This is a genomic window from Marcopretia estuarina LEGE 06307 (genome assembly GCF_056633115.1).
This window is the reverse complement of record NZ_JBSJOY010000001.1, coordinates 458,035-484,625: the sequence shown is the minus strand read 5'-3', so window position 1 is coordinate 484,625 and position 26,591 is coordinate 458,035. Positions and strand designations below refer to the sequence as shown.

26 protein-coding genes and 1 pseudogene are annotated in these 26,591 nt (G+C 63.8%); 19 read left to right on the top strand and 8 right to left on the bottom strand.

Annotation, left to right across the window (positions count from 1 at the left end):
* Positions 1-121: 121 nt before the first annotated feature.
* The 4 genes from ACWJI3_RS02435 to ACWJI3_RS02420 are packed head-to-tail and all read right to left on the bottom strand — an operon-like array spanning position 122 to position 3,128.
* Entirely contained in the window at positions 122-499 is a 378-nt protein-coding gene (locus ACWJI3_RS02435; protein WP_480202735.1) for a hypothetical protein, read from the bottom strand.
* Positions 496-1,149: a metallophosphoesterase family protein gene (locus tag ACWJI3_RS02430; RefSeq protein WP_480202734.1), complete on the bottom strand. Its 654-nt coding sequence runs from the start codon at positions 1,147-1,149 to the stop codon at positions 496-498. Before ACWJI3_RS02430 ends, ACWJI3_RS02435 begins: the two co-directional genes overlap by 4 nt.
* On the bottom strand, positions 1,136-2,392 hold the full coding sequence (locus tag ACWJI3_RS02425; RefSeq protein WP_480202733.1) for a vWA domain-containing protein: 1,257 nt from the start codon (positions 2,390-2,392) through the stop codon (positions 1,136-1,138). Before ACWJI3_RS02425 ends, ACWJI3_RS02430 begins: the two co-directional genes overlap by 14 nt.
* A 34-nt stretch (positions 2,393-2,426) precedes the next feature.
* Complete coding sequence (locus ACWJI3_RS02420; RefSeq protein WP_480202732.1) at positions 2,427-3,128, bottom strand: MerR family transcriptional regulator; 702 nt, start codon at positions 3,126-3,128, stop codon at positions 2,427-2,429.
* Between the two features lie 175 nt (positions 3,129-3,303).
* Here ACWJI3_RS02420 and ACWJI3_RS02415 point away from each other — a divergent pair, with 175 nt between their 5' ends.
* The 4 genes and pseudogenes from ACWJI3_RS02415 to ACWJI3_RS02400 form a co-directional block, all read left to right on the top strand.
* Positions 3,304-4,050: a M20/M25/M40 family metallo-hydrolase gene (locus ACWJI3_RS02415; protein WP_480202731.1), complete on the top strand. Its 747-nt coding sequence runs from the start codon at positions 3,304-3,306 to the stop codon at positions 4,048-4,050.
* A 52-nt stretch (positions 4,051-4,102) separates the two neighbouring features.
* Positions 4,103-4,465, top strand: a complete 363-nt coding sequence (locus ACWJI3_RS02410; RefSeq protein ID WP_480202987.1) for a thermonuclease family protein — start codon at positions 4,103-4,105, stop codon at positions 4,463-4,465.
* Positions 4,466-4,483: 18 nt separating this feature from the next.
* Positions 4,484-4,645, top strand: a complete 162-nt coding sequence (locus tag ACWJI3_RS02405; RefSeq protein WP_480202986.1) for an excalibur calcium-binding domain-containing protein — start codon at positions 4,484-4,486, stop codon at positions 4,643-4,645.
* Positions 4,646-4,656: 11 nt separating this feature from the next.
* Positions 4,657-4,987: pseudogene (locus tag ACWJI3_RS02400) on the top strand (AbrB family transcriptional regulator); the annotation flags it as partial.
* Between the two features lie 293 nt (positions 4,988-5,280).
* On the opposite strand, the gene ACWJI3_RS02395 reads toward ACWJI3_RS02400, so the two are convergent.
* The 3 genes from ACWJI3_RS02395 to ACWJI3_RS02385 form a co-directional block, all read right to left on the bottom strand.
* Positions 5,281-5,556: a DUF4236 domain-containing protein gene (locus ACWJI3_RS02395; protein WP_480202730.1), complete on the bottom strand. Its 276-nt coding sequence runs from the start codon at positions 5,554-5,556 to the stop codon at positions 5,281-5,283.
* Positions 5,557-5,929: 373 nt separating this feature from the next.
* Entirely contained in the window at positions 5,930-6,421 is a 492-nt protein-coding gene (locus ACWJI3_RS02390; protein ID WP_480202729.1) for a hypothetical protein, read from the bottom strand.
* Positions 6,405-6,971, bottom strand: a complete 567-nt coding sequence (locus ACWJI3_RS02385; protein WP_480202728.1) for a hypothetical protein — start codon at positions 6,969-6,971, stop codon at positions 6,405-6,407. The genes ACWJI3_RS02390 and ACWJI3_RS02385 overlap by 17 nt, the downstream gene beginning before the upstream one ends.
* 294 nt (positions 6,972-7,265) lie before the next feature.
* Here ACWJI3_RS02385 and ACWJI3_RS02380 point away from each other — a divergent pair, with 294 nt between their 5' ends.
* The 3 genes from ACWJI3_RS02380 to ACWJI3_RS02370 all read left to right on the top strand — a co-directional run bounded on the left by ACWJI3_RS02380 (position 7,266) and on the right by ACWJI3_RS02370 (position 8,732).
* On the top strand, positions 7,266-7,478 hold the full coding sequence (locus ACWJI3_RS02380; RefSeq protein ID WP_480202727.1) for a hypothetical protein: 213 nt from the start codon (positions 7,266-7,268) through the stop codon (positions 7,476-7,478).
* Between the two features lie 65 nt (positions 7,479-7,543).
* Positions 7,544-8,239 (top strand): hypothetical protein, encoded by a 696-nt coding sequence (locus ACWJI3_RS02375; protein WP_480202726.1) that lies wholly within the window; start codon positions 7,544-7,546, stop codon positions 8,237-8,239.
* A 175-nt stretch (positions 8,240-8,414) separates the two neighbouring features.
* Positions 8,415-8,732 carry a hypothetical protein gene (locus ACWJI3_RS02370; RefSeq protein ID WP_480202725.1) on the top strand — a complete coding sequence of 106 codons (318 nt, stop codon included), beginning with the start codon at positions 8,415-8,417 and terminating at the stop codon, positions 8,730-8,732.
* A gap of 13 nt (positions 8,733-8,745) precedes the next feature.
* Here ACWJI3_RS02370 and ACWJI3_RS02365 read toward each other — a convergent pair whose 3' ends face one another.
* Positions 8,746-10,857 (bottom strand): AAA family ATPase, encoded by a 2,112-nt coding sequence (locus tag ACWJI3_RS02365; protein WP_480202724.1) that lies wholly within the window; start codon positions 10,855-10,857, stop codon positions 8,746-8,748.
* Positions 10,858-10,969: 112 nt separating this feature from the next.
* Here ACWJI3_RS02365 and ACWJI3_RS02360 point away from each other — a divergent pair, with 112 nt between their 5' ends.
* The 12 genes from ACWJI3_RS02360 (at position 10,970) to ACWJI3_RS02305 (ending at position 26,548) form a co-directional block, all read left to right on the top strand.
* Positions 10,970-11,914 carry a hypothetical protein gene (locus tag ACWJI3_RS02360; RefSeq protein ID WP_480202723.1) on the top strand — a complete coding sequence of 315 codons (945 nt, stop codon included), beginning with the start codon at positions 10,970-10,972 and terminating at the stop codon, positions 11,912-11,914.
* 161 nt (positions 11,915-12,075) lie between these two features.
* Complete coding sequence (locus ACWJI3_RS02355; protein WP_480202722.1) at positions 12,076-15,603, top strand: helicase-related protein; 3,528 nt, start codon at positions 12,076-12,078, stop codon at positions 15,601-15,603.
* Positions 15,604-15,608: 5 nt separating this feature from the next.
* Positions 15,609-18,524, top strand: a complete 2,916-nt coding sequence (locus tag ACWJI3_RS02350) for a DUF1156 domain-containing protein (RefSeq protein ID WP_480202721.1) — start codon at positions 15,609-15,611, stop codon at positions 18,522-18,524.
* Positions 18,525-18,534: 10 nt separating this feature from the next.
* Entirely contained in the window at positions 18,535-21,846 is a 3,312-nt protein-coding gene (locus ACWJI3_RS02345) for a DUF499 domain-containing protein (protein ID WP_480202720.1), read from the top strand.
* A gap of 2 nt (positions 21,847-21,848) precedes the next feature.
* The gene (locus tag ACWJI3_RS02340) at positions 21,849-22,868 is read left to right on the top strand and encodes a hypothetical protein (protein WP_480202719.1); all 1,020 of its coding nucleotides are present in this window, start codon (positions 21,849-21,851) and stop codon (positions 22,866-22,868) included.
* 35 nt (positions 22,869-22,903) lie between these two features.
* On the top strand, positions 22,904-23,350 hold the full coding sequence (locus ACWJI3_RS02335; RefSeq protein ID WP_480202718.1) for a hypothetical protein: 447 nt from the start codon (positions 22,904-22,906) through the stop codon (positions 23,348-23,350).
* Between the two features lie 36 nt (positions 23,351-23,386).
* Positions 23,387-23,941 (top strand): lecithin retinol acyltransferase family protein, encoded by a 555-nt coding sequence (locus tag ACWJI3_RS02330; protein WP_480202717.1) that lies wholly within the window; start codon positions 23,387-23,389, stop codon positions 23,939-23,941.
* Between the two features lie 221 nt (positions 23,942-24,162).
* Positions 24,163-24,390, top strand: a complete 228-nt coding sequence (locus ACWJI3_RS02325) for an ArdC family protein (RefSeq protein ID WP_480202716.1) — start codon at positions 24,163-24,165, stop codon at positions 24,388-24,390.
* A gap of 57 nt (positions 24,391-24,447) precedes the next feature.
* Positions 24,448-25,152, top strand: a complete 705-nt coding sequence (locus ACWJI3_RS02320) for a zincin-like metallopeptidase domain-containing protein (RefSeq protein ID WP_480202715.1) — start codon at positions 24,448-24,450, stop codon at positions 25,150-25,152.
* A 139-nt stretch (positions 25,153-25,291) separates the two neighbouring features.
* A complete protein-coding gene (locus ACWJI3_RS02315; protein ID WP_480202714.1) occupies positions 25,292-25,510 on the top strand; it encodes a hypothetical protein in 219 nt (72 codons plus the stop codon).
* A 151-nt stretch (positions 25,511-25,661) separates the two neighbouring features.
* Entirely contained in the window at positions 25,662-26,048 is a 387-nt protein-coding gene (locus ACWJI3_RS02310) for a type II toxin-antitoxin system PrlF family antitoxin (protein ID WP_480202713.1), read from the top strand.
* Positions 26,045-26,548 (top strand): type II toxin-antitoxin system YhaV family toxin, encoded by a 504-nt coding sequence (locus ACWJI3_RS02305; protein WP_480202712.1) that lies wholly within the window; start codon positions 26,045-26,047, stop codon positions 26,546-26,548. The genes ACWJI3_RS02310 and ACWJI3_RS02305 overlap by 4 nt, the downstream gene beginning before the upstream one ends.
* Positions 26,549-26,591 lie beyond the last annotated feature (43 nt).

Sequence of the window (26,591 nt, the reverse complement as noted above, 5' to 3'; positions counted from 1 at the left end):
TCCCACCAAGCGCCGACTTGCGGACTGCGACTGAAGAGGGAGAGCTGGCTGGGGGTGATGAGGCGCCGGCTAACCCAACCGCCGTCTCGAACATCAGCAGGGTAGGCAAAGGACTTAGGCATCACTCCTTCCGAGTTCTGTAGACGGTTTCCCAAGTTCCAGCCTCACGCTGATGCTCCTCATCCAGCGGAGGAACCACCAGCATCATCGTCCCAGTTCGTCTATAGAGCTGGGGCAATGGGCCTGTCGACTGCCAGAGGTTTCTTTTGCGGACGATGAGGTTCACTACGTCTTCGCAAATCCAGACACGCTGCTGGAAGGGAGCATCTGTGGGATGCAGGCTGAGAATCTCATCGAGGGTGAATGCCTGCACGACTGGAGACAGGTCCTCATCAAACAGCAGGTAATGGAAGGGGCTGTCGATGGCCAAATCGCGGGCCTCACGAAAGAGGTCCAGGTAAGCCAACCGCTCCTCACGAGAGATTTCCAGAGGGCTCATGGCTCTACCTCCACAGTTGGAACGGATGGAAGTTCAAGCCGCATCGTCGTCAGCGTTCCACTCAGATACGCCCCGGTGTCGATCCCAATGCGATGCGGCAACCGGGTCACCTGGTAGTCGTTGCGGAATGGATGGCCGTGCACCACGATGTGGGGCAGGCCATGGGGCTTGGAAAGAAAGGGCTTGCGGATCCAGATTAGATCGTCGAAGGCCTGGCGCTCCAGCGATACCCCCGGCCGCACCCCCGCATGCACAAACAGGTAGTTGCCGCGAATCGCCTTGACCGGCAGCTGCCTGAACCACTGCTTGTGTTCGCGGGCCAAGGGGAGGAGATCCTTTTGGCCGCCGTTGCAACGCCACAGATCGAAGTCTTCTTCTGGGGTCGATTGGGCCATGGCGTCCAGCAGCATCTGCTCGTGGTTGCCCCGCAGCACGGTCACCCCGGCCAGCCCATACGCAGCCGGGTTGTCCTGCAGCTGCCAGACCCGCTCCAACACCTTGCGATCGCCATCGGGCTCAGGGGACCGGTCGATCAGGTCCCCCAGGAAGATCAACTCCGCGCCCGATTCCAGGTGCGGGGTGAGTTCCTGCTCCAGCAGGGAGGCGCAGCCATGCACATCCCCGATCGCCACCACATCAGGACTGGTCATCGTCGCTCTCCCAGACGTTGAGGCTGGAGCGCTGCGACTCCTTGCTCAGGTTCTTGCGGCCGCGCTTCGGATCGCTCTTGAGCAAGGCCAGCTTTTCGCCGAGCAGGTCGAGCTCGCGGGAGATCCTCGGGCTGGCGGGCATCTTCAACAGGTTGTCGCGCAGATTCCGCAGACTGAGGCTTGCGGTGTCGTGATCACCTCGATCGAGTTCCTCGATCACGCGCCTGCGCTCACGGTTGGCTTTGAAGAGGGCCAACTGTTCAGCCACCGCCTCATCGGGGTCCAGTGCCCCGAGCTCCTCGCTTTCCATTACAGGCAACTGCAGATGCTCGATCAGGGTCTGGCGTTCGTTGCTGCCGGGGGCATCCCAGGCCAGGCGCACGCTGAGGATCTCCTGATTGGGGATCCAGGCGGGCAGCTTGAGCTGCACACCCACATTGAGCTCTTGGCCGGCGCGCAGGTTGGGGAGCTGGTGATTGCCGGCGCCGGTGGGCTTGAGGTCGTTGAGCAGATCGACCAACTCGGCGCCGTGCTTGACCCGTAGACCGATGCTCACCCGCCGCCCGAAGGTGGTGGCCAGGCCCTGGAGCTCGGAGGCGTAAAGATCCGCCAGCTGGCTCGGGGTTTCGATGTGGGCCAGGGTGCCATCGCCAGCAGTGGCCATGGCACCCATCAGGTCTTCATCGAAGTCCGCCCCCAGGCCAAAGGCACTGGTGCTGATGCCTCGCTGGGTCAGGCCCTCCACCTTGGCGGCGATCTGTTCCTGGTCGGTGAGGCCCTCATTGGCCTGGCCATCAGAGAGCAGCAGCACCCGGTTCATCTGGGTGGGATCGAGGTGTTCGGCCACCTGGGTGGCTCCCGCCAGCCAGCCATCGAAGAGGGCCGTGCAGCCACCGCTGTGGATCGTGTTGATCGCAGCGATGAACGACTGCGGATCGATGACGGGGGTGGAGGGCACCACCACCTTCACCTCGTCGTCAAAGCTGACAATGGCGAGGCGATCACGGCTGGTGAGTTCCCCGGCCAGGAAGCGGGCCGCCTTGCGGGCGTAGCTGAGCTTGGTGCCGCTCATCGAGCCGGAGCGGTCGATTACCAGGGCCAGGTTCAGCGGCGGCCGTTGCTGGCGTTGGGGATCAACGTCAAGGCCTGGGGGTGTGATCGTGAGCAGCAGATCAAGGCGTGACGGGCGATCAGAGGCCACCGCCGGCCGCAGAGGCCGGAAGCGCAGGGTGGGTTGGGTCATAGCTGAGTAGGCGGTGGTACTTGGAAAAAAAGATTCAGCTGAAGGGGTCGTCGATCAGTTCGTTGAGCCGATCCAGCAGGCGCTTGAGCCACTGCTGACGGCGGGAACCGGCAGGAGGAAGAGAAACGGATTCGCGGACGTGAACTTCGATCCCGGGCGCGAGGGTGAAACGGAGCCAGCGGCTGGAGGCCTCGCGACTGCTCCCCCCGTAGCGGGAGCCGGAAGGGGAGCGGGAAGGGGAGCGTTCGGAGCGGGCCTGGGTAGAGAAGGGTTCGCTGAGCATCCGGAGAACGGGACTGAGCGAATGGGTTTTGCTCAACAGGTGCGCAGGAATGTCGTCGCTGGTGGGGGTGGATTCCTCTGAGGACTGCAGATCCCGGAGGTAGTCGAGGGCGGCCCGGGAAGCAGGAGGGGAAGGAACGGTGGCCGCCGCCCCTTCCCCATCAAGCTGCTCGAGTTGTTGCTCCAGATCGGCGTCGGCCAGAACGCAGAGGGGAGCAATCGCCGAGAGGCTGAGACCGCGCCGAGCCAGGGCGCGCACCAACACCAATTGCAGGAGATGGCGGTGGGTATAGACCGCACTGCGGCCCTCCTTGCCGGGGCGATCGATCAACCCCTGGGTGGCATAGAGACGCACGGTGCGGGGTGAAATCACCTCTCCCAGCAGCTTGCCGGCGACGAGGAGGAGCTCCTCGAGGCCGTAGAGGGCGTCAGCTGGAGTGGAGACCTTCACCATCACCCCATAATGCACAGTTGCAGTGCAGGTGTCAAGCGAGTAAGCTTCATGCCACATCAGGCAGATCACCATCGAATACCCCGCTCCCAAGCTCGCCCCAGACCACACCCGACTGCTGGAGCACCTGCAGCAACTGGCCCGGCCCCGCCATGCCCGCTGGGACCCCATGGGCCTGATGGCGGTTCGGACATATCTCAAGGAGCAGCTCGGCGCACTTGGTCCCGTGGAAGAACACCGCTTCTCGGAAGGGATCGATGCGGGCACCAACCTGATCCTCAAGCTCCCCGGCCAGCGCCCTGAGCTCGATCCCCTGCTGGTGGCGGCCCACTACGACGGACCCCTGCATTCGATCGGCGCCGATGACAACGCTTCCGGTCTGGCGGCCCTGATCGAGCTGGCCCGCCACTGGTCGGACCATCCACCCAGGAGACCGGTGTGGCTCGTGGCATTTGATCAGGAGGAATGGGGCATGCTCGGCAGCTCGGCCCTGGCCCGTGACCTCAAGGCCAGCGACCAGAAGCTCAAGTTGATGGTGAGCTTGGAGATGCTCGCCTACACCAGCGACACTCAGCGCTACCCCATCCCGGCCATGCAGGCGGTGTATGGCAACCGTGGCGACTTCATCGCCGTGGTGGGCAACCTCAGCGCCACACCGATGCTGTCGGGGATCGTTGGCCGCATGGGCCAGCAGGTGATCACCAAGCTGCTGCCGGTGCCCGCTGCCGGCCATGCCATGCCCGATGTGCGCCTGAGCGACCACAGCCCCTTCTGGGATGCGGGCTACAACGCTGCGATGGTCACCGACACCTCCTTCATGCGCAACCCGCACTACCACCAGATGAGCGACACGATCGACACCCTCGATTTGCCGTTTCTGGCTGCCGTCACCGAAGGATTGAAGGAGGGGTTGGGGGCACTGTGACCGTGGGGGGCTTTCGCGCAGCGAGTGGAGCCGACCGGAAGTCTTCAAGCTCCTGGGCGAGTATTCAGTACAGCAGCGTTTCAATGATCCAAAACTGCTGCGTCAATGCCACACCTTCCTGGGTTGCGACAGCGACAGGGTGACGGAGGTGATCGGGGAGGTGAATCTGAACCTGGCGCTGGTGGAAGTCGGCATGGCGTTTGCCTACCGCCAGTACCTGAGCCAGTGCAACGCCAAGGAGTATCTGGATGCCGAGTACCGGGCATCCCGCAGCCGCTTTGGCGTCTGGCAGGTGCCTGGCGGCATCACCCGGCCCTGGGAATTTCGCCTGGCCCGGCGTACGGGTGGAAGCAGCGGTGCAGTCAGTTCAGGTGTGGCTCCTGCTGGGACAGCCCCAGCTGCGAAGGCAGGCTAGCTTTGCCACTGCAAGCAGATTGGCAGATTTACCAAGGCCCAGGAGTTGCTGCGCCAGGGCCACACCTACCTCGATGGCAATGGTGATGGGATGGCCTGCGAGAGCCTGCGCTGTGAGGGCGGACAACCGCATCTTCTGGCTCTGGTCGTCATCTGCTTACCCGTTACCTTCAGGCTTTGAACGCCACGCCCATGGCGCTCACCGGATCTGAACCGCTCGCACAAGTCAAGGAGCTGGGTGCTGCCTCCAAGTCCGATCTGGTGCGAGCCATCGGTTATGTGAGCACCAAGAAGGACGTCAGCGAACGGCTGAACTTCACCGCCTTCTATGAGGCGCTGCTGGAGGCCAAAGGGCGTCAGCTCAGGTGATGGCGACGGCAAAACTAAAGGGAAGGCCGGTCGCAGCTTGAGCTACGTGGCCACCGTCCAGGGCAACGGCAACCTCCTGATCGGTAAGGCCTACTCCGCGCTGTTGGATCTCAAACCCGGTGATGAGTTTGAGATCAAGCTGGGTCGCAAGCAGACCCTGAACCCTGCTGCCGAGGGAGGAATCTCCAAGCAGGCGCGTGATCAGGTTCAGCTCCCAGAGCTGCTGGCCTTGGGAACCTGGCGCGAACAGCTGCTCCTGCACCACCCCCAGGCACCCCTGCTTGAAGGCGTCCAGCTGACCGGAACGCAAGTGGCGGCTGTTGGGCAGGCCCTCCGCCAGGCCAGCGGGGAGGCGCGCCGGGGCTGGTTGATTCGCCTCAGGGCTGTGTTCAACGCTCCAGCTCAACCCCGTGCCAGTTAGTCCCACCGTGGTGGGTGGGGGGCACCTCAGCGACTATTTGGGATGTTGAACGACGCACCGCGACCAGCCAGGGAAATCGAACTGAGCCCGCTCTTGCCGAAGTTGAAACGCAAGGGGCCCAGGCGGACGGAACGGCGGAAGCGGAAACCCATGGCGATCAGCGGCTGATGACGCAGGTGTTGCCAGAACTGAATCAGTCCAGCGTCATCCGCCTGCCAGGTCAGCAACAAGGCTGCCTTGCTGATGTGGTTGAGCGCAAATTCATGCACGCAACGCTTAGAACTGGCAGCGATAGGGGTCACCTGCGAGTCCCTGCGCGCACTGGGTTCCAGGGGGTACGGGAACAGGTACTCCAGTCGCTCGCCGCCGCAGATGCCTGATCAGGGCCAGGCCCCGGTCAACTGTGCAGATCGTCGTCGACAGTCAGGCCTCGGAGTCATCCGCTTAGGCGGCAGCTGCCGCTCCACAAACAGAAACACCAACCAGGCCAGAGAGGCACTGATCCCACCGTTCCAGTCGCTGCGCAGCAACTCCACGATCGCGATTGTGCTGGCGCCAATGAGGAGACCCCAGAGCAAAAAGCGGCCCAGCCTCTCTTGTTGAAACCGCATGGCCTGGGGGCATCGCTGGCCTGCAGCATCGCCCATGCCCAGGCGGCTAGCAGAAACTGGTGCCTCAGGTTGGCGGGAGAGCTTGGCCCGCCCGCAGCCGCTCGATCGCAGCTGGGGGAACGCCCACCTGAGTAGCGATCAGCAGCACCAGCTGCTCCAGCCGATCGAGTCGTTGCTCCAGGTGCTGAAGCTCAGGACCGCTGGCCTTGCTGTCACTCCTGCCACTGGCTTTACCGCCCTTGGCTGCTTTGACAGGGAGGGCGCTGCGCAAGGGGGGACCAGCGGGATGGCTGAGCAGGGCCTCCACCTGCTTCTCTACGGGGCCTTTGCTGAGGCCCTTGATCCCACGTGCTTTGCAGAGCGTCCAGAGCGCAGCGATCGACAGGCCCTCCAGTTCTTCCCGACTGGCAGGGCCATCCCCCTCCAGCACCGGTGCTGGCTGGCTGGTGGCCGGAGGCGTGTCGCCCAGCTCCTCCTGCAGACCGCGGTAGAGGCGGGCATCGGACTGGGCTAATTCCCGCAGCGTGGCCTTCAAGCTGTCAGTGATCTGGCCCATGGACCTCCGTCTCTACCGTCGCTGGCGTGACCGGTTCTGACTGGCTCACGGGGCCCTTGTGGCCCTTGCCACCCACGGTGAGTGGCGGCAGCTCCTTGCTCTTCTCGATGAACTCCTGGCGCTTCTGGTCCAGCTGCACCACCTTCTCTTTAGCGTGGGTCCAGCGGTTGATGAAGCGGATCACCGCTTGAACCAAGCCACCAAGAAAGGAGCCCCCCTGATAAGACCTACGGCCGAGCTTGTAACGGCCGAATTCATTGAGCAGATCGTCGCCAGCGTCTTCGATGTCACCGGCCAGGGAGGTGACGATTTCCAGCATTTCGTAGACGTCCTTGCGAACGGAGGCTTCCCGAGCAGCCAGATCCAGCAGGCGTTGCTTGAGCTGTGCTGTTTCATCTCGTGCCTTGTTGGCCAGGCTGCGGTGCTGGCCGCGGCTACGGATCGAGCTTTTGTAGCAGTTGCGTAGCTCGAGGTAAGTGCTGTTCAGATCCTCCCGACTCAGCACCACAGGGTCAGGCGGGAAATCAGATGTTGAGGGCAGATAGACCATGGGGCCAGCTTGACTGCTCCAATCCTGTCGCCTGCAGCACGACACCTGGCGAAATTGGACGCGGGTTTCTATGCGCAGACTGAATGCTGCAGCCGTGATCCCACGTAGCGGCTGGGGCGGCGGCAGGCTGCCGCATACGCGTTGAGGTGGGAAAAATTCACACCCCAAGCCCGCCCGGCCGCTGGCCGCCACTGCGCACGAGCGCCCCTCCGCTGCTGCTTCGCAGGAGAAAGGAGCCCAAGCGCTCAGAGACGGTGGAGGGTTGCTCTGGAGTTACACGGAGCCCTTGCACCTATGGACCAGATCGACCTGCTCCTAGCCGCTGAACTGCTGCTGGCGGTGCTGCTGGTGGCCACCCTCGATTGTTCACCGCCTGCTTCCACACAGGCTGAGCAGCCGCTCGACGATGCCCTGCAGGCGGGCTGGACGCCGGAGAGCGACATTCACGCCCAGCGCATCCTGCGGCTTGAAAGCCGCCGCGGTGTAACCCCAGAACACCAGTCCTGAGGCTTTAGGCGATGGAGCTTCTTAGGATTGGCTGGCTACCAGCAGCTGAGCAGGAGGGGGGGGCGATGCTCGGAGGTGCTGACCAGAAGGCGCTCTTCGACTACTGGCACGACAGGGTCCGGCTGAGGAACCTCAAGCGCATCGGCGCCCAGGAGCATGTTCCCACCCAGGAACTGCGCCATGAGTGCACCAACTACGACGAGCTGAGACACCTCAAGGCCGTTCAGGAGCTCGATGAGCTGGAGCGCTGCCGTGTCATCGCGATCATCAAGTACGAGTGCACCGCCAAGGCGTTGCAGCGGCGCACGGGCCTGCTGAGGGATTTCGCTCGGCTCTGCGAAGAAAACGCACTCAACCAGCAGAAGGAACGTTCCAGGCTTGGTGCGCTGCTGCACAAGCTCAAAGAAGTGCTGCGTGGCAAGCAGGTTTACATCGAGCGCCTGGAGGTACGCCTCAAGGCTCTGGAAGCGGATAACGCAGCCTTGCGCTCCGAGCAGCAGCAATCCAATGCCGAACGTCAGCTGGAGAAAGAGCTGGCGGCCCTGCAGGGTGCCTTCGATGCGGAGGTGGAACGCCGCAAGCAACTGGCTAGGAACAACCAGAGCCTCGGCGGCCGTGTCGCCCACACCAACCGCTATCGGCGCGAGCGGGATGAACTCCAGGACGCCCTGAGGATCGAACGCCAGACGAGCCAGGCGCTACGGCGGGAGCTGGAGCAATTGCGCAGCGGTGAGCAACTGGGCATGGAGCTCGCTGAGTAAGGGCATGGGAACAAAGAAGCCCCCTGGCCCGAAAGAGGCCAAGCCTCCAGCCAAGCCCAAACCAGCAGCGACGGCCAGGCCTGCGGGCCAGACGCAGCCAACGCTGGCGGACCTGAAACGTCAGGTGTTTGCTCTGGCAAAGGTGTCGAGCACCAAGGAGCTCAAGCGAACCAACATGGACCTGCGACCTCTCGATTTCCGCCTCAAGGTGAGCTGGTGCTCCGCCCTGGAGGTGCTCCAAAAGGCCGCCGCTGCCTATCCCGACTGGAGCACCAACCCACCAGAGGAATTCAAGGAGCTGTTCGCCGACATTGATCAGGCCACAGCCGCCTTCAGCACAACCATCGATGAAGGTCTAAAACTCAGCAGCCAGCTGCGGCAAGCGGCCGACGATCTGGAGTCCCTCTCGGGCGAGCTCCTGGAGGAGGCCGAAGAGCTCAAAACGATCGCGCAGGCCTCCCGCCGACAGAGCCGGGCGCGCCAGCTGAATTGAGCCAGAAACCGACTCAGGCCGGCTGGTACACCGCCAAGGCGGTCAGCAACTTCTTCTGGTGCTCCTCCCGCAGCGTCAGCGGTGCCTCTATGCGGATGCCGGCCCCAAAGCCGAACAGCCAGTTGCGCAGGTCAATGTCCCGCTCCACCGTCCAGGCCGGCAGGTCCAGCTCTACCGGGTAGGGATGGGTGTCGGCCGCTGTGCCCAGCTCCAGCACGTGCGGCGCCTTTGGGTGGTGCCACCAGGTGTCACTCGGCAGGCGCTTGGAGAAACGGGTGTGCTCAATCGGGTAGCGCTGCAGGCCCTCACGGATGAAGGCGAAGCTCCAGCTCTGGCAGCAGAAGCGCACGGTCACCAGTGCCTTGGCCCGCACCCTGTCCGTTGGGCTGCAGAGCTGCAGCTGGGTATCGAGGTTGTCGCCGAAGTAGATGCCGCCACTGTGGTGCAGAAGCAGCTCCAGCCGCTTGAGGGCCGCCCGATGGGCCTCGTCGCTGCGGCGGTAGCCCCGCTCGCTGCGGCGCAGGGCGAGACGATCGATCCGTTCGGTGCGAATCAAGCCCTCCTCCCGGCCCACGTTGTCCTCCTCATAGACGAGATACCAGCCGATGTTGTGGAAGAGCAGCTGCAGCGGCCAGACGCGGAACGAGCCGCTGGGGCTGTCGGCAAAGGAGGCCACCGAGGCGTAACGCTCCAGCTCCACCCGACGCCGTTCCACGATCGCTGTTTCCAGCCGTTCCGCCTGGGGCTCTGCCGCCAGGGAATCGGGGCGCACCAGGGCTGAAGACACGATCGAGCGATTGGCGAAGCCCCGCACCGGCGTCTCGTGATCGATGGCGATGCCGCCCCACTGGAGCCGTTCCTCCAGCTCAGCCAGCAGGTCCTGGGCCGTGGGATCGGCCAGCCGACCGGCCGCGTCACGCACCACGGCGTGAACCTCCCGCAGCTGGTGGGCCGAGAGCAGGGCAGTGCCAAGGCCATAGCCATGGCGCACGTTGTCGTTGCGGCGGCGGAAGCCATAGGGGGTGAGGATCCTCTCGATGTCCTTTCGCAGGGTGGCCGCCTCCCCGGGGAGGTAGGCACCGGGGATGGCCTCGGTCTGGGCAATCAGGTGCTCGGGCAACGGTGTTCCTGCCGCACGATCGAAGGGTTGCTGCAGCAGGTGACGCAGCAGCGTGAACACCCGCTGGAACACCGGTCCATCGCCCAGCGGTGGGTAGCCCCCATGGACCCCGCCCAGCCAGGGGCCCTGCTGCTGCTCGAGGCGGGGTGGCGACAGCTGGATCGGCGCCAGCGAGGGCTGGGCGCTGCTGAAAGCGTTGGCCTCCAGCCAGGCCAGATCAGAGCGGATGGCGACCGCATCGCCGTAGCACTCGCCATGCAGCCGGCGCAGGTAAGCCGCCGCCTGCTCGGCCAGGTCGCCCTCCGGCAGCGGGGAAACGATCGCCTCCAGCTCGGCCCGGGTAGCGGGGTCGTCCGCTGACAACTCCGGGTAGGTGCTCAGGAGGTGCAACAGATAGAGCAGCCGCTCCAGATCAAGCAGGCGTGAATAGCCATGCAGCTCAAAGCGGTTCTCGCGGTTGCGGGCCGAGCGGATGCGGTGATCGAGCCGGGCCAGCTCGTCGCGCAGCAATGGTTCCAGCTCGCGCACCTGGGTCGGCACCACCGCCACCACCGACGCGAATCCCTCCGCGCGCAACGGCCCGAAGACCGGATCGGCCAGGGCCGCCGCCATCTCGCGGATCACTGGCTCGGGCACCAGGCGCGCTCGGGTGTGGTTCCACTCCAGGCAGGTGGCGAGGGAGGTGTAGAGCCACCAGCCGATCCACTCGACCGGGGCCGGTAAGGCCAGGGCCTGGGTGATGGCGAGGCGCCAGGGCCGACGGGCGTGGGTGGCATCCACGATCACCGGAACCCCATCCGATACCAGCTCACGGATGCGCTGGTGCAGCAGGCCTTCGATGTCGCGCCAGGGCCCCTGCACGGCCGCATCGCCAAACAACTCACGCCTCAGGCGGTCGGTGGAGAGCACCTGGGCGCCGGTGAGCTCCGCCAGCACGCCAGCCAGGGTGGTCTTGCCACTGGCGGGCGGACCGATCAGCAGGTGGCAGCGGAGGGGTGCGGTCATCACGGCAGCCTGCCCAGCAAGAGCACCAGTTTCAAGAGTCTCCTGCGAACAAGCAAGCTCAAATCCAGGCCTGGCCTGGGTTCAGCTGGCTGGCTTTGCTCTTTCGCAGGAGATGACACTGCTTTTCCCACTGGGGAGCCGAGGCTTCCAGCAACGCCGTGGAGATCCCCCGATGGACCTCACCATCCCTGCGCTGCCGAAGCCGGCACACCGCTACCGCCTGCCGGCCCTGCTGCAGGACATCCGCCTTCTTGATCTGCTGGAGCTCAGCGGCACCACCATGGCGGCCAGTCACTTTGTTCGCCTCAGCCAGCCCACGGTGAGCCGTCGCTACCGGGCTCTGGCGGCGGACTTCGCCCTGGTGCCTAACCGTCGCCGGCAGCTGGGCTGCTGCTATGGCAGCTCCACAGTCATGCAGCAACTGCGGCTCGGCTGCCGCGCCCACCGCCTCTCCGCCGGCGTGGCTCGCTTCGGCAGCGATGTGCTCCTGCAGCCGCTGCTGGCGGGTTGCAGCTGGCTGCTGCCGGCGCCGCCGCGGTTCCGGACGGTGGAGTGCTGGTTGGAGCTGGTGCGCCAGGGGGTGCTCGATGGGGCCCTGGTGTCGGGGCTGGAGCTGCAGGGCAACGAACGGCTGAACACCAGTGAGCTGGAGCTGCTGCCCTTGGGTGCGCTGTCACTGGGTCTGGCGCTGGCCCGCGGCCTGGCGCCAGGGCGAGGCGCTCCTCTCCCTACGGTGCTGGTACCGAATCGCGGGGTTGCGCAGGGCCTGCAGCGGGCCTTGGCGGAGCGCGGACTCAGCTTGAAAATCGCGGGCACCACCTGCCAGACACCGGCCCAGTGGCTGCAGCGCCTGGAGTGCTCACCGCTGGCGATGCCCCTGGTCGAGCTGGAGCCCGCCGACTGGTGGCAGCCGCTGGTGGGTCTGCCGCTGCCGGTTCCACTGCAACTTCAGGTGTGGCTGGTGCTGCCGGCTGGCTGGCGGCAGCAGGCGGTGCTGGTCCACACGGTGGAGCAACTGCGCTGCCTGCCAGGTCTGATCGCCAGGGAGGCGGCATGACCACGCAACCAGCAAAGCCATGCACCACGTGTATGGAAACTCAGCTTGATGATCAATTCCTGCCGCTAGCGGTTCCCAATAGCCCAGTCAGGCCGCAAAATGCAGTAGCGCTCTCCCTTCAGCACCTTCATGCCGACGCAGCCGCGGCAATCGGTGCTCCCATGACCACCAGGCTGGAAGACCTGAAACCCGACGCCCTGGTCAAGGGCCTGGTGGGCAAGGAAGCTGTGAGGCTGATCAGCGTCCAGAGAATGGGCGACATGGCCTCCCAGGTCTTCTACCGAGGCCAGGACGGGAGCACCGGCGACACGATCGTGTTCCGCAGCAGCGAAGCCGACCTGGAGTTGGTCTCCGGTGGCCGGAAGTGGAGCTTCGAGGGGGACGGCGAGCTATTCCGGCTGGTGTCGGAGGCAGAACGCATCCGGCTGGCCTACCTGTTCGACCCCTACGTGGCGGTAAGCAGCAGCGCCATCGATCCTCTGCCCCACCAGATCAGCGCGGTCTACGAGCACATGCTCCCTAGGCAGCCGATGCGCTTCCTGCTCGCCGACGATCCCGGCGCGGGCAAGACGATCATGGCCGGCCTGCTGATCAAGGAGCTGCTGATCCGGGGCGAGCTGGAGCGCTGCCTGATCGTGGCGCCGGGCTCCCTCACAGAGCAGTGGCAGGACGAGCTAAAGGAGAAGTTCGAGCTGCAGTTCGAGCTGCTGACCCGCGACCTGATCAACGCCACCGGCCTGGGCAACCCGTTCGCAGAGCGGCCCTTACTGATCGCCCGCATGGATCAGCTCTCCCGCGATGCGGAGCTTCAGACCCGGTTGGAGCAGGCCCCCGAATGGGACCTGGTGGTGTTCGATGAATCCCACCGCATGAGCGCCCACTACTTCGGCAGTGAGGTGAAGCGCACCAAGCGCTACGACATGGGCAAGCGGGTGGGCAACCATGCCCGCAACCTGCTGCTGATGACGGCCACGCCGCACAACGGCAAGGACGAGGACTTCCAGCTCTTCATGGCCCTGCTGGATGAGGACCGCTTCGCGGGACAGCAGAAGGACGCCGTGCACCGCAGCGACCCCACCGACCTGATGCGCCGGCTGGTCAAGGAAGACCTCTACACGTTCGCGGGCACGAAGTTGTTCCCCGAGCGGCGCAGCTACACCGCCGAATACGAACTCTCGGAGCCCGAGAAGGTGCTCTACGAGAAGGTGACGGAATACGTGCGTGAGGAGATGAACCGCGCCGACCGCAACGCCCAGGCCGAGGGCGGCGGCAAGAAGCGGGTGAACGTGGGCTTCGCTCTGATGACCCTGCAGCGGCGGCTGGCCAGTTCCCCATTCGCCATCCATCGCTCGCTGGAACGACGGCGGGAGCGGCTGGAGAGCCGGCTGAAGGAAGAACGGTTGCTGCTGGAGGGCCGTGAGGCGGGCAGCAAGCTGCAGTTGGATGCCAAGTACCAGCCGAACACCATCAGCGACGACGACATCGCCGAGCTCTACGAGGAAGACACCGCTGGCGAAGTGGAAGCCACTGAAGAGGCCTTCACCGACAACGCCACCACAGCCCAGACCCTGGCCGAGCTGGAACTGGAGATCGAGACCCTCAAGGGTCTGGAGAAGCTGAGCAAGAAGGTGGTGGAGCAGCGCAGCGACGCGAAGTGGAGCGAGCTGGACCGGATCCTCGATGAACCCCTGATGCGCGAGCCCAACGGGGGTCGCCGCAAGCTGGTGCTGTTCACCGAGTTCAAGGACACCCTCACGGATCTGGCGATCAAGATCCGCGATCGGCTGGGCCGGCCAGAGGCTGTGGTGGAGATCCATGGCGGGGTGCCCCGTGACCGTCGCCGCCAGATCGTGCATGCCTTCATGAACGACCCGCAGGTGGTGGTGCTCCTCGCCAACGACGCCGCCGGGGAGGGGGTGAACCTGCAGCGGGCTCATCTGATGGTCAACTACGACCTGCCCTGGAACCCCAACCGGCTGGAGCAGCGCTTCGGGCGCATCCATCGGATCGGCCAGAAGGAGGTCTGCCACCTCTGGAACCTGCTGGCCAAGGACACCCGCGAGGGGGACGTCTACATCCAGTTGCTTCATAAGCTGGAGATCGCCCGAGAAGCCCTCGGCGACAAGGTGTTCGACGTGCTGGGGCAGTTGTTCTCCGGCCGCTCGCTGCGGGATCTGCTGATGGATGCCGTGCGCTACAACCAGCAGCCCGAGCGGCAGCTCCAGATGAATCTGGAGATCGATGGGGCCGTGAACCAGGACCACCTGCGGCAGTTGCTCAACGAGCGGGCCCTGGTCCAGCAGGGCATGGACGTCCACAAGGTTGAGCTGCTGCGGCAGCAGATGGAGCGGGCCATGGCCCGCCGCATCCACCCCCACTACGTGCACGACTTCTTCATAGAGGCTTTCAGGCGGCTTGGCGGCAAGGTGTTCGAGCGGGAGAAGGGCCGCTACGAGATCACCTACGTGCCGCCGCTGCTGCTCGACCGCAACCAGCAGATCGGCTTCGGAGTACCCGTGCAAGCGCGCTATGAGCGGATCTGCTTTGAGAAGGAACAGGTGGGTGAGAGCCCACGGGCTGAGCTGGTGAGCCCAGGCCATCCGCTGCTGGAGGCCTGCCTCTCCCTGGTCCTGGAGCGTGATGGCGCCGTGCTTGGCCAAGGGGCGGTGCTGGTGGATGAACGGGATCTGGGCACCGAACCCCGGATGCTGTTCTGTCTGGAGCATGGGCTGCAGGACGGCCGCCGCAACCGACATGGCCAGCAGCAGCTCATCTCGAATCGGCTGCAGTTCCTGGAGATCAACCGCCAGGGTGAAGTGGCCATCGCGGGCTCCGCGCCCTATCTCGACTACCGACCCTTGAAGGATGGCGAGCGGCAGCAGATCGAAGGGGTGCTGGGTGAGAGCTGGCTGGCTCAGGACTGGGACCAGTTAGTGATCACCCAGGCCCTCACGAACCTGGTGCCAGAGCACCTGGGAGAAGTGAAGGGGGAACGGCTGGAGCGGATCGCCAAGGCCGGCCAGGAGATCCAGTCAAGGATGCAGCGGGAGATCAACCACTGGTACCGCCGCTACGAGGAGCTCAAGCAGCAGGAGACGGCCGGCAAGCAGGTGCGGCTACCGGCCCAGGTGGCCAAGGAGCGCTACGAGCTGCTGGTGGCCCGGCTGGAGAAGCGCAAGGCCCAACTGGCCCTGGAGGCTCAGATCAGCGCCAAGGTGCCCATCCTCAAGGGGGGCACTCTGGTGATCCCGGTGGGCTTGCTGCTGGCGGCAGGGGCCACTGGGCCTGAAGCCGGGCCCGATGCTGCCACCCGCAAGCGGGTGGAGCTGATGGCGATGAACGCGGTGTTCCAGGCGGAGAAGGCGATGGGGCGCATGCCCAAGGATGTGAGCGCACATCGGGGCATCGGGTACGACATCGAATCGATGGACGACCAGGGCGATCTGTTCTTCATCGAGGTGAAGGGCCGTGTTGATGGGGCCGACTCGGTGACGCTCACGATCAATGAGGTGAACACCGGCCGCAACTCGCCCCACCGTTTCCGGCTGGCCCTGGTGAGCGTGACGGGCGGTCAGGCTTCTGCTCCGGTGTACGTGAGCGGCATCGACTGGGGCGTGCCTGGCTTCGGCGATACCCAGATCACCAAGAACCTGCAGCAACTTCTGGCCGCTGGCCGCGCCCCCCACTGAACTCAATGCCCTCCCACCCCGTCCACCGCCGCAAGAAGCTCATCGAGGTGGCCATCCCGCTGGAGGCGATCAATGCAGCCTCGGCGCGGGAGAAGAGCATCCGCCACGGCCACCCCAGCACGTTGCACCTGTGGTGGGCACGGCGACCGCTGGCAGCGGCGCGGGCGGTGATCTTCTGCCAGATGGTCGACGACCCCTCGGCAGTGCCGGAGGAGTTCCCTACCGATGAAGCCCAGGAGCACGAGCGGCTGAGGCTGTTCGCCCTGATCAGCGAACTCGTCACCTGGGAGAACACCACCAACGAACAGGTGCTGAACCGGGCGCGGACGGAGATCCGGCGCAGTTGGCGGAGGGCTTGCGCCGACAACGCCGATCACCCCGAGGCGGCCGAGTTGTTCAACCCGGAGAAGCTCCCTGGATTCCACGATCCCTTCGCCGGCGGTGGAGCCCTGCCCCTGGAGGCGCAACGGCTGGGGCTTGAGGCCTACGCCAGTGATCTGAACCCGGTGGCGGTGCTGATCAACAAGGCGATGATCGAGATCCCGCCCAAGTTCGCCGGGATGGCCCCGGTGAATCCCGAGAGCCGGCGGAAACAAGACATCAGCGCCTGGAAGGGCGCCCAGGGGCTGGCGGACGACGTGCGCTACTACGGCCAATGGATGCGCGATGAAGCCGAGAAGCGCATCGGCCACCTCTACCCGAAGGTGGAAGTGACGCCTGCGATGGCGAAGGACCGGCCGGACCTGAACCCCTACGTGGGCAAGAAGCTCACTGTGATCGCCTGGTTGTGGGCCCGCATGGTGAAGAGCCCGAACCCGGCCTTCTCGGAGGTGGAGATACCCTTGGCCTCCACTTTCATGCTCTCCACCAAGTCAGGTAAGGAGGCCTACGTGGAGCCTGTGGTAGGGGACGACAGCTATCACTTCACTGTGAAGGTTGGTAGGCCGAGGGATGTGGAGGCTGCCATGAACGGCACCAAGTTGTCACGCGGGGCGAACTTCCAGTGCCTGATGTCGACCACTCCGATCTCAGGTGACTACATCAAAGCCGAGGGCGTCGCTGGGCGAATGGGGTCACGGATGATGGCAATTGTGGCGGAAGGGAATAGAAGTCGGGTCTACCTGGCCCCAACGCCAGAGATGGAAGCCATTGCGCTGAATGCCCAGCCCACCTGGAAGCCCGAGACACCATTGCCCGATGATCCGCGCAATTTCTGGACCGTGCACTACGGCCTGACCACCTACGGCGACCTCTTCACTCCCCGCCAGCTCGTTGCCCTCACAACCTTCTCGGACTTGGTACAGAAAGCGCGGGAGCGGGTGAAAGCAGATGCGCTAGTTGCAGGGCACGTGGATGAAGCGATGACACTAAGCGAGGGAGGAGGTGGGGCTGGTGCCTATGCAGACGCGGTGGCAACTTATCTGGCTTTTGGCGTTTCAAAAATGACAAATATAGGCTCTTCGGTTGCATCGTGGATGAGCGACCGCGGAGCTTTCAGAGAAACATTTGCACGTCAAGCAATTCCAATGACTTGGGACTATGCCGAGTCAAATACATTCGCAGATCTGGGCGGCTCGTTCAGCACGGGGATCGATAAAGGCGCCATGGCGATTGAGTATTTCCCGCGCACGACACTCACGAGTCGGAGATGCGCAGAGCAGTTAGATGCATCTACTCAATCCATCTCTAGCCTTAGAGTAGTTTCTACTGACCCTCCTTATTACGACAATATCGGATACGCCGACCTCTCAGACTTTTTCTACGTATGGCTGCGACGCTCCCTGAAATCTGTTTTCCCCGAGCTTTTTGCGACTCTGGCCGTACCCAAGGCCGAAGAGCTGGTGGCTACGCCGTATCGTCATGGCGGCAAGGATGGTGCCGAGGCCTTCTTCCTTGGCGGCATGACTTTGGCGATGCAGCGGATTGCCGAACAATCTCATCCAGCTTTCCCGGTCACCATCTACTACGCCTTCAAGCAGTCAGAGACTAAGACGACCACAGGCACAGCGAGCACTGGATGGGAGACCTTTTTGGCGGCAGTGATCAGAGCAGGCTTTGCACTTAATGGCACTTGGCCGGTAAGGACAGAGGGCTCCGGTCGAATGATTGCAATGGGAACCAATGCACTTGCTTCCAGTGTTGTGCTGGTCTGTGAACGACGACTTGATTCAGCCATCACTCTGTCCCGCACGGACTTCCGACGCCAACTGCGTCAAGAGCTACCCCGGGCCCTTAAGGAGTTGGAGCGCGCCAACATCGCCCCCGTGGATGTGGACCAGGCAGCCATCGGCCCTGGCATGGCGATCTACAGCAGTGCTAAGGCCGTGCTCAACCCTGACGACAGCCCCATGAGCGTCCGGGAAGCCCTGATCGAGATCAACTCAGCGAAGGATGAATACCTCTCCCAGGATGAGGGTGACCTGGATGCCGACAGCCGCTTTGTCCTGACGTTCTTCGAGAGCTTCGGCTACAAGGAGCGAGTCTTCGGTGATGCAGAAGGCATCGCCAAGGCCCGTAACCTTTCTGTGGCTGGGGTTGCCGAAGCCGGCATCCTCCGGTCTTTGGCGGGCAAGGTTCGCCTGCTACAGCGTTCAGAACTCCCCGGGGACTGGGATCCTGCCAGCGACAAGCGCCTCTGCGTCTGGGAAGCCACCCAGCAGCTCATCAAGAGGCTGGAAGACGGCGGGGAAGACAAGGCGGCCGACCTGCTGCTTCAGCTCAAGAAGGTGTCCGGCCACGGCGATCTGGCCGTGAACTGCCGCGCCCTCGCCTACCGCCTCTACAACCACTGCGAGAAAACCAAGCAGGCAGAAGAAGCCCGCGCCTACAACGGCCTGGTGATCGCCTGGCCCGAGCTGGAGAAGCGGGCAGCCGCAGCCTCCAGCAGTTCCACCGCCCCCATTCAGACCACTCTGATCTGATCCCTCCCCCATGGCCATCTCCAACCGCGACCGTGTCGGCAGGGCTCTCGATCAGCTCCGGGATGCTCTGCTGCCCTACATCAGCCGCGAGCTTTACCAGGGGATCGGCAGCAACTGGCAGGAGAGCCTGGCGCCTAACACCAGCCTGCAGGACGTGTCCGTGCTGCTCAAGCTGTTCATGGAGCACTGGCAGACGGTGTTCAAGCGGCTGCTCAGCCAGGCGGACCGCTCCTATGTGAGTGAACTGCTCGACGCCCGCAACCGCTGGGCCCACCAGGAAGCCTTCTCCTCCGACGACACCGACCGCGCCCTCGACACCGCCGCCCGCCTCTGCCGCAACATCGCCGCGCCCGAGCCCGCCGAGGCGATCCGTCTCCTGCGCGAGGAACTGCAGCAGCAGGTGTACAGCGATCGGGCCCGCAACCGCACCCGCTACCAGGTGTCGATCGAGAACCAGGTGCAAGCCGGCCTGGTGCCCTGGCGCGATGTGATCACGCCCCACCCCGATGTGATCACCGGCAAATACCAGCAGGCCGAGTTCGCCGCCGACCTCGACCAGGTGCGCCGTGGCATCGGCACCAAGGAGTACACCGATCCCAGCGAGTTCTACCGCCGCACCTTCATCACCTCCGGCCTGCGCGCGCTGCTGCGCAACGCCCTCGAACGGCTCAACGGCCAGGGCGGTGAACCGGTGATCGAGCTGCAAACCAACTTCGGTGGAGGTAAGACCCACTCGATGCTGGCCCTCTATCACCTCTGCTCCGGCCAGACCCTCGCCAGCCTGCCGGGCCTCGATGAGGTCTGCAGTGAGGTGGGCATCTCCACCATTCCCATGGCCTCCCGCGCCGTACTGGTGGGCACGGCCTTCAGCCCATCGAAGGCCACCACCTATCCCGATGGCACCGTCGTGAACACCCTCTGGGGTGAACTCGCCTACCAGCTCGGTGGGGCCAAGGGCTATGCCCTGATCGCCAGCAGCGACAAGCAGCGGGTGGCCCCAGGAGCCCAGGATCTGGCTGCCCTGTTCACCGCCCATGCCCCCTGCTTGATCCTGGTGGACGAGTGGGTGGCCTACGCCCGCAACCTGGTGAGCAATGCCACCTTGCCGGCGGGCACCTTCGATTCGCAGGTGTCCTTCGCGCAGTCACTCACCGAGGCCGTCAAGCAGGTGCCCAATGCCCTGCTGCTGATCTCAGTGCCCCAGAGCGTCAACGAGATCGGCGGCAGTGATGGAGAGAAGGCCGTCTCGGCCCTCAAGAACGTCGTCACCCGCATCGCCTACCAGTGGCGGCCTGCTACCGGCAACGAGGGCTTCGAGATCGTGCGGCGGCGGCTGTTCGAACCGATCACCACCAAGGAGGCCGGCGCCGCCCGCGATGCGGTGGTCCGCAGCTTCACCGACCTCTATTCGCAGAACCCCTCCGAGTTCCCGGCCGAGACCCGTGAAACTGGGTACCGCGATCTGCTGATCAGCGCCTACCCGATCCACCCGGAGCTGTTCAAACGCCTCTACGACGACTGGAGCACCCTCGATCGCTTCCAGCGGACGCGGGGCGTGCTGCGCCTGCTGGCGCTCACGATCGAAGGCCTCTGGAACGGCAACAGCAAGGACCTGCTGATCATGCCCAGCTCGATCCCGCTCGATGACAACGATGTTAAGAACGAGCTGGTGCGCTTCCTCGATAACCAGTGGGAGCCGATCATCTCCCAGGACGTGGATGGCCCCCAGTCCACCCCCACCAGGCTGGACGCGGAGAACCCCAACTTCGGCCGCGTCAGTGCCTGCAAGCGGGTGGCCCGCTCCCTCTACATCGGCACCGCACCGGATGCGGATGCCCTGCGCAAGGGGATCGGCGATCAGCGGGTGAAGCTGGCGTGCGTGATGCCGGGCGAGCCGATCGGTGTGTTCGGCGATGCCCTGCGCCGACTAGGCGATCGGGGCCGCTTCATCCAGCAGGACGGCGACCGCTACTGGATCGACACCCGCCCCAACCTCAACCGCACAGCCGAAGAGCACCGCGAGAGCTACCTACGCCAGCGCGAGGAGCTGCTCGCCGAACTCAACACCCGCCTGGCCCAGGAAGCCAGCAAACGCGGCGACTTCGCCGGCCTGCATGCCGCGCCGATCGAGCACAGTGCCGTGCCCGATGAGGCATCCACCCGGCTCGTGCTCCTGGCGGCGCAGCACACCCACCGCAGGGGCGTGGAGTTCAGCGCGGCGAGGCAATGGGCCGCCGGCTGCCTGCAGAGCCGGGGCAACAGTCCTCGTCAGTTCGCCAACACCCTGATCTTCCTGGCCCCGGATGAAGCCAGCCTCGACAACCTGTTCCATGCGCTGGCCGATCGCCGCGCCTGGCAGCACATCATCGACAACGAGCTGGAGCTGAACCTCACGGTGGCCCAGAAGAACCAGGCGATCGGCAAGATCGCGGAAGCCACCCAGGCCGTGGCCAGCCGCATCCCAGAAACCTGGTGCTATCTGCTGATCCCTTACCAGAGCCAGCCGGGCCCCGGTGGGGCGCTCTGGGACGAGAAGAAGCTGACCAGCGGCAAAGGCAGCCTGGCCGAGCGGGCCAGTGAGCGCTGCGTTCAGGAAGACATGCTCTTCCTGCAGCTCGGTGCCCGCCGCATCCGGGACGACCTGAACCGCTTCCTCTGGACCGACAAGCCCCACGTGGCGGTCCGTGACCTCGTCGACTGGAGCCGCAAATACCTCTACCTGCCTCGTGTGGCCACCGATCAGGTGATCCTCAATGCCCTGGTGAACCCCCAGGCGGCGCTCACCGGCGAAGCCACCTTCCACCTGGCCGATGGCTTCGACGAGGGGACTGGTCGCTACAACGGCCTGAGGCCCCAGCAGGATCCCAACACCAGCCCGGCGTCTCTGATGAGCCTGGTGGTGAAGGACGAAGTGGCGGCCGTCCAGATCGAGGCGGATCGGCTGGCTGAAGAGGAGCGGAAGCGGCAGGCCTCACGGCCCGAGGGGGTTGGGGCTGGTGGAACGGGATCGGTGATCGAGAAACCTGGAGATCCGGTCGGGTCAGGACCCATTCCCCCTCCCCCGCCGCCGCCGGTGCCGGTCGCACCGAAGTTGCCCACCACCTACACCGCTTCCGTGAAGCTGAGCTCGGTCACGGCCGGGCCCCAGGTGGGCAAGTTCCTGGACGAGGTGATGTCGCACCTACAGGCTCTTCCCGGGGTAGAGATCGAGATGACCCTGGAGGTTCAGGTGCGGGCTCCTGGCGGGATCGATGAGGCGACGGCGCGCATCGTGCTTGAGAACTCAGCGGCGTTGAAGGTGGAGAAGCCGGGGTTGTACTGATCATGGGACCTATTCAAATAGCAGGCAATGACTTTGGCTTTGGCAATGATGACGTCCATTTGCTGGCGTCGATTAAGTATTGGGCTTTGCGTTCAGAAGGAAAACAGAGTGTCTCTTACAGCCGCCTCCGCAAGCACTTCATGAATGATGAGGCAAAGGCCAAAGAGCAGCAAGCTTATTTAGACAAGAAACGAGCCTGGGCTGATCAGTGGTACGACTTGACATCTAAACTTCTTGAGATCGGGATTGTTGTACCTGAGACACGCTTGCGAGAGCAGTTGGTTTCCCTCCATCTTTCCGAAACCAAGAAGGCGGCACTCTGTATTGAGCTGGCCACATTCACCGCCTACCACGACCTGACGCAAGATTCCAAGAACTGGGAGAGCCTTAGCTTTGACGACGAAGACAGAAAGCGATATCTGGGCTTCTGTGCGGAGATTATGGACGAAAGTCCCTACACTCTCTGGTTGGCATGGCAGGAGTTTAATCGCTGCCTTGAGAAGATCATCAAATCCAACAGCGGGCCAGACTTCACATGGATGTGGGTCGGCCTGGGTGCCGCTGTGCTCCTTATCGTTGCCCCATATTTAGCAGGAGCTATTGGAGGTTTCATGGGGCTCGGAGGCGCCGCCGCGACCTCTGCTGGCTTGGCACTTCTAGGCGGCGGCTCCCTTGCCGCAGGCGGTTTAGGAATGACAGGTGGTTATGTCGTTCTGATGGCTGGTGGTGCCATCCTGGGTTATGGATCAGGATCAGCTCAGTACCAGCAAAAGTTGCGAGAAGGCAGCAAGGAGGAACTTCTCTTCAACTGCGGCAAGCTATATGCAGCATCAAAGGTTTTCAATCTTTATGGCGATGATCAATTGAACATTTGCGGTCAGGCTCTTCGCATTCAATCCGACCTTGAAGCGGGTGCCGACCTCGAGTTTACGCAAGGGAACGTTGAGAAGGCAAAGCAGCTCGATGGCAAAGCCTTGGTCATGCGCTCCTTTCGTCGTCTTCTGCGCGGCGACCTTCAGTAACGTCCCGACCCAAGCCCTTCCTTTTCATTACGCTCATGATCGATAAACTCTGGTCGTTCTTTCTCAAGGTGCTTTGGCCATTGCTATGGCCCATCATTCGGGACAATATGGTTGAGGTTGTTCAGGATCTCGCGGCTTGGCTCAGAAAAGCAGTCGCCGAGCGATTCAACGCCACCACAGAGGCGCAGCAACAACGCGCAGAAGATCGTGCCCGTGATGCCCAGCAACAGGCTGACAGTGCGGCAACGGATGAAGACCGCATTAGGGGCAATGCCAAGGCAGAGGCTTGGCGGGAGATCGCTGAACAGCTGCGCAAGGACAACGAGGTACTGAAGCAGCAACTTGAAGAAGCGATCCGTCTCTCGCAGGTCTATGCAAGGAAGCGGATTGATTCGGAAGCAGAGCAGAACAAAGTCCAGGGGAAAGTGCAATCCCTTAAACCGCCAAGTGATTCAGGGCAGCTGCCGCCTGATGGGAAGTAGTTAGTAGCTAGCTCCTTCCATGCTCCCGCTTCAAGGATGACCCGCGGAACGGCTGCTGCAAGCGAGGCTATACCTACCCCGAACATGCCACTTCACACCATGCACCCTCAGCTCATCCTCGTGGAGCACAGCAACGTTCAGGTCTGCAGGTTCCGGCTCAAGGAGACGCTAGGTTTGGGATATCACTATTACCTTTCCGAAAAACAAGACTTCGCGCAATCGCTTGGATGGGGTCCCACTGGCCTAGAAGTTCAAGGCAGAGTCCGTGTCACAGCTAAGGAGTTGGAGAGGGTCGAGCGGTTCATCGCCGCAGCGAGCTATAGCATTGCCGCCAACAACTGCGAGCACTTTGCAAAGTACGTGAAATACGGCTTGCCGCTCTCCAGCCAAATGGACCGATGGTGGAATGCGCTTGGGGCCGAGCTTATCGCCAGGCTTCAGCCAACGCAGGACAAAAAGGGCAATATCAGTGATTATGTCGGAAAACAGGCTGCAGACGTCCTCAAGAAGGATCTGCGGCAAGCGAGAATCGCCCGTGCGAACCGAGAGCGCCACGACTTCTGGATGCAAAGAGGAATCGATCTCTCATGATTCAGAAGTTCACGCTCTTCGCAAAATATAAAAACCAACAATGAGGCGTCTGGACACCTTAAAAAGCGCGCGCAGGAGTCCTCAGCGTGCGCGGCCGCGCAAGGGCGATGCAAGCCGGCCCGCCGCAGGGGTTGAGACGCCGTGGGCACTGGTTCCTTGGAGCTCCACGGCCGGCCCTTGCGCTGGCCGTGCTGGCGCTATCGCTCCTGCGCTTCCGCCCCATGGCTGTTGCTTCCCCATCCACTGCCACCAAGGCTTCCCCTGAGCACAAGCTGGTGGCTTCCCTGATCGCTCTGCTGGAGGCAGGCACCACCCCCTGGCGGCGCGAGTGGGATGCCGCCGCTGGCGGGCACCACGTCAATCTGCTCTCTGGCCGTCGCTACCGCAGTGCCAATCCGGTGCTGCTCACCCTGGGAATGCACTTAAGGGGTTCAGCCCTGCCCTTTTGATGCGGTTTTTCCGAGGCCAAGGCGCTTGGGATCTTCCCCCGCAAGGGGAGCAACGCTGTGCATGTGCTGCGGCCCCAGGTGCATCAGCGTGGAGAAGGCTGGCTGGCCGAGGCTGCGCTGGCCGATGCGGCTGGCACGGGCGGGAGTGGGTCTGCTGGCCAGGAAGCCTCTGGGGCTGGCCGCCGCTGGGTGAGCTACCGGCCGGTGGCGGTCTTCAATTCCGCCGATTTGGAGGGCGCGGCGCAGGAGGGGCTCATCCAGAAGCGCCGCCAGGCTGAGGGAGTGATCCAGCGGCCCGAGCTCGAGCGGCTGGCGGCGGCTGAGGCCGTCCTGAGTTCCTGGCCGGTGCCGGTGCGCCATGGCGGCGATCGGGCCTGCTATCTGCCGGGGCCGGATCGCATCCAGCTGCCGGATCGCTCGGCCTTCCATACAGCGGCGGCTCTCTATGCCACCTGGGCCCATGAGGCGATCCACTCCACCGGCCACAGCTCGCGGCTGGCCCGGGATCTCTCTGGCGGCATGGGGGCCGAGGGCGATGGCAGCAACGCCTATGCCCGTGAGGAGCTCGTCGCCGAGCTGGGAGCGGTTCTGCTGGGTGATCGGCTCGAAGTCGGCAGTGCCATGGCCAATCACGCCGCCTATCTAGGCCACTGGGTCGAGCTGCTGCGCGAATCGCCCCGGGTGTTGCTGCAGGTGCTCAGCGATGCCAGGAAGGCCGCCGATCTGATTTGCCCCGAGGGGCCAGAAGTGCCCGGGAGCTGAGGGCGGTTGTGGAGGGTGGGGCCTGGGGCTGGCGATCACACCACCTGGGCTGCCCCCGTCTGCGCACCTCGCATGGGCTGACGCGAGTCGCTGCGCGACCCTTGCGCGGCGCTGGCGACGCCGGGGGGCAACGGCGGGGTTGTTCGCCAGCCCAGCCATAGCCGCCACCACCTTCAGCCGCGAATGCCCGATCCGCATCGTCTCGGCCCACCTGCTGGATTCTGCTGGCCAGCTGTTGCGGGTGTTGTTCCTCGATCGAGAGGGGCCCCTCAGTGCTCAGCCCTACTACATGTCCAAGGAGGAGGCACTGATCCTGGCCGCCAATCACGAGCGGGTGCTCAGGGTGCAGGTGCTCTGAGCACCAGGGGGCCACGGGCCCAATTCCACACGCATCCACCGGAGTCAGCTAGTAGGGGCCTGCCCGTCGATTTGTTCGCGTTGGCCTGCCGTCCTCCATCGCCAAGGCAATGCACATGCATTACCATCAAGCGACACCCGATTGGTCTCCGATGGCCGTTCTCTCTTCCCCCGCCGATGCAGCCTCGGGCGTGGGCTCACCCCAGGAGGAGGTGGAATCGGCCCTGACGGATCGCTATCAGACCACTGTGCCGCAGCCGGTGCGCATGGCCCTGGGGCTGCGCAAGCGCGACCGCATCCGCTACGCCTTCCTCGCCAACGGTGAGGTGGTGATGCAGCGCGTCAGCCCGGAAGAAGAAGTCGACGATCCGGCGCTGGCTCCTTTCCTGGCGCTGCTGGAGCAGGACATCAAGCGGCATCCAGACCACCTGAAGCCCATCACCTCTGATCTGGTCAGCCGGCTACAGGATCTGGTCGGTGGCATCGACGTGGATCTGGATGCGCCGCTGCCAGACGAGGACGAGCCCGACTGCCGGTGAGCACGCCCGCTGGATCGCCCGTAGAGATCAACGGGTGGCAGATATATGCGCACCCGCTGTTTCTAGATCAGCTTGAGGCGTTGATCACCGAGGTGGAGAAGCTGCGCCGCAAGGATCCCCAGGGGTACGGCAGCAAGAACGCCACCAAGCGTCTGGCGGCCATCACCCGCCTGATGCTCCAAGACATCCCCCAGGACCCAAGCCGCAAGGAGTTTCAGCAGGGATCCACCCTGGGGCCGGAGCATCGGCACTGGCGGCGGGCCAAGTTCTACCAGCAGTACCGGTTGTTCTTTCGCTTTCATGCCCGCTCACGGGTGATCGTGCTCGGCTGGGTCAACGACACCGACACCAAGCGCGCCTATGGCAGCAAGACGGATGCCTACCGCGTCTTTCAGGACATGCTGGCCAGCGGCCATCCGCCAGACGACTGGGCGGAACTCCTGCAGGAAGCGGGGAAGGCAAGCCAGCGTTGGAAGCAGCTCGCCGATCGCCTCCCTTGATCGGAAGGTGAATTGGGCTGGCTCCGGGCCTCTCCAGTCTGAG

Excerpts from the sequence above, each read along its gene's own strand:
- ACWJI3_RS02435 (WP_480202735.1), bottom strand. The coding sequence starts at position 499 with ATGAGCCCTCTGGAAATCTCTCGTGAGGAGCGGTTGGCTTACCTGGAC.
- ACWJI3_RS02430 (WP_480202734.1), bottom strand. The coding sequence starts at position 1,149 with ATGACCAGTCCTGATGTGGTGGCGATCGGGGATGTGCATGGCTGCGCC.
- ACWJI3_RS02425 (WP_480202733.1), bottom strand. The coding sequence starts at position 2,392 with ATGACCCAACCCACCCTGCGCTTCCGGCCTCTGCGGCCGGCGGTGGCC.
- ACWJI3_RS02420 (WP_480202732.1), bottom strand. The coding sequence starts at position 3,128 with ATGGTGAAGGTCTCCACTCCAGCTGACGCCCTCTACGGCCTCGAGGAG.
- ACWJI3_RS02415 (WP_480202731.1), top strand. The coding sequence starts at position 3,304 with ATGGCGGTTCGGACATATCTCAAGGAGCAGCTCGGCGCACTTGGTCCC.
- ACWJI3_RS02390 (WP_480202729.1), bottom strand. The coding sequence starts at position 6,421 with ATGGGCCAGATCACTGACAGCTTGAAGGCCACGCTGCGGGAATTAGCC.
- ACWJI3_RS02385 (WP_480202728.1), bottom strand. The coding sequence starts at position 6,971 with ATGGTCTATCTGCCCTCAACATCTGATTTCCCGCCTGACCCTGTGGTG.
- ACWJI3_RS02380 (WP_480202727.1), top strand. The coding sequence starts at position 7,266 with ATGGACCAGATCGACCTGCTCCTAGCCGCTGAACTGCTGCTGGCGGTG.
- ACWJI3_RS02375 (WP_480202726.1), top strand. The coding sequence starts at position 7,544 with ATGCTCGGAGGTGCTGACCAGAAGGCGCTCTTCGACTACTGGCACGAC.
- ACWJI3_RS02370 (WP_480202725.1), top strand. The coding sequence starts at position 8,415 with ATGGACCTGCGACCTCTCGATTTCCGCCTCAAGGTGAGCTGGTGCTCC.
- ACWJI3_RS02365 (WP_480202724.1), bottom strand. The coding sequence starts at position 10,857 with ATGACCGCACCCCTCCGCTGCCACCTGCTGATCGGTCCGCCCGCCAGT.
- ACWJI3_RS02360 (WP_480202723.1), top strand. The coding sequence starts at position 10,970 with ATGACACTGCTTTTCCCACTGGGGAGCCGAGGCTTCCAGCAACGCCGT.
- ACWJI3_RS02355 (WP_480202722.1), top strand. The coding sequence starts at position 12,076 with ATGACCACCAGGCTGGAAGACCTGAAACCCGACGCCCTGGTCAAGGGC.
- ACWJI3_RS02350 (WP_480202721.1), top strand. The coding sequence starts at position 15,609 with ATGCCCTCCCACCCCGTCCACCGCCGCAAGAAGCTCATCGAGGTGGCC.
- ACWJI3_RS02345 (WP_480202720.1), top strand. The coding sequence starts at position 18,535 with ATGGCCATCTCCAACCGCGACCGTGTCGGCAGGGCTCTCGATCAGCTC.
- ACWJI3_RS02340 (WP_480202719.1), top strand. The coding sequence starts at position 21,849 with ATGGGACCTATTCAAATAGCAGGCAATGACTTTGGCTTTGGCAATGAT.
- ACWJI3_RS02335 (WP_480202718.1), top strand. The coding sequence starts at position 22,904 with ATGATCGATAAACTCTGGTCGTTCTTTCTCAAGGTGCTTTGGCCATTG.
- ACWJI3_RS02330 (WP_480202717.1), top strand. The coding sequence starts at position 23,387 with ATGACCCGCGGAACGGCTGCTGCAAGCGAGGCTATACCTACCCCGAAC.
- ACWJI3_RS02325 (WP_480202716.1), top strand. The coding sequence starts at position 24,163 with ATGGCTGTTGCTTCCCCATCCACTGCCACCAAGGCTTCCCCTGAGCAC.
- ACWJI3_RS02310 (WP_480202713.1), top strand. The coding sequence starts at position 25,662 with ATGGCCGTTCTCTCTTCCCCCGCCGATGCAGCCTCGGGCGTGGGCTCA.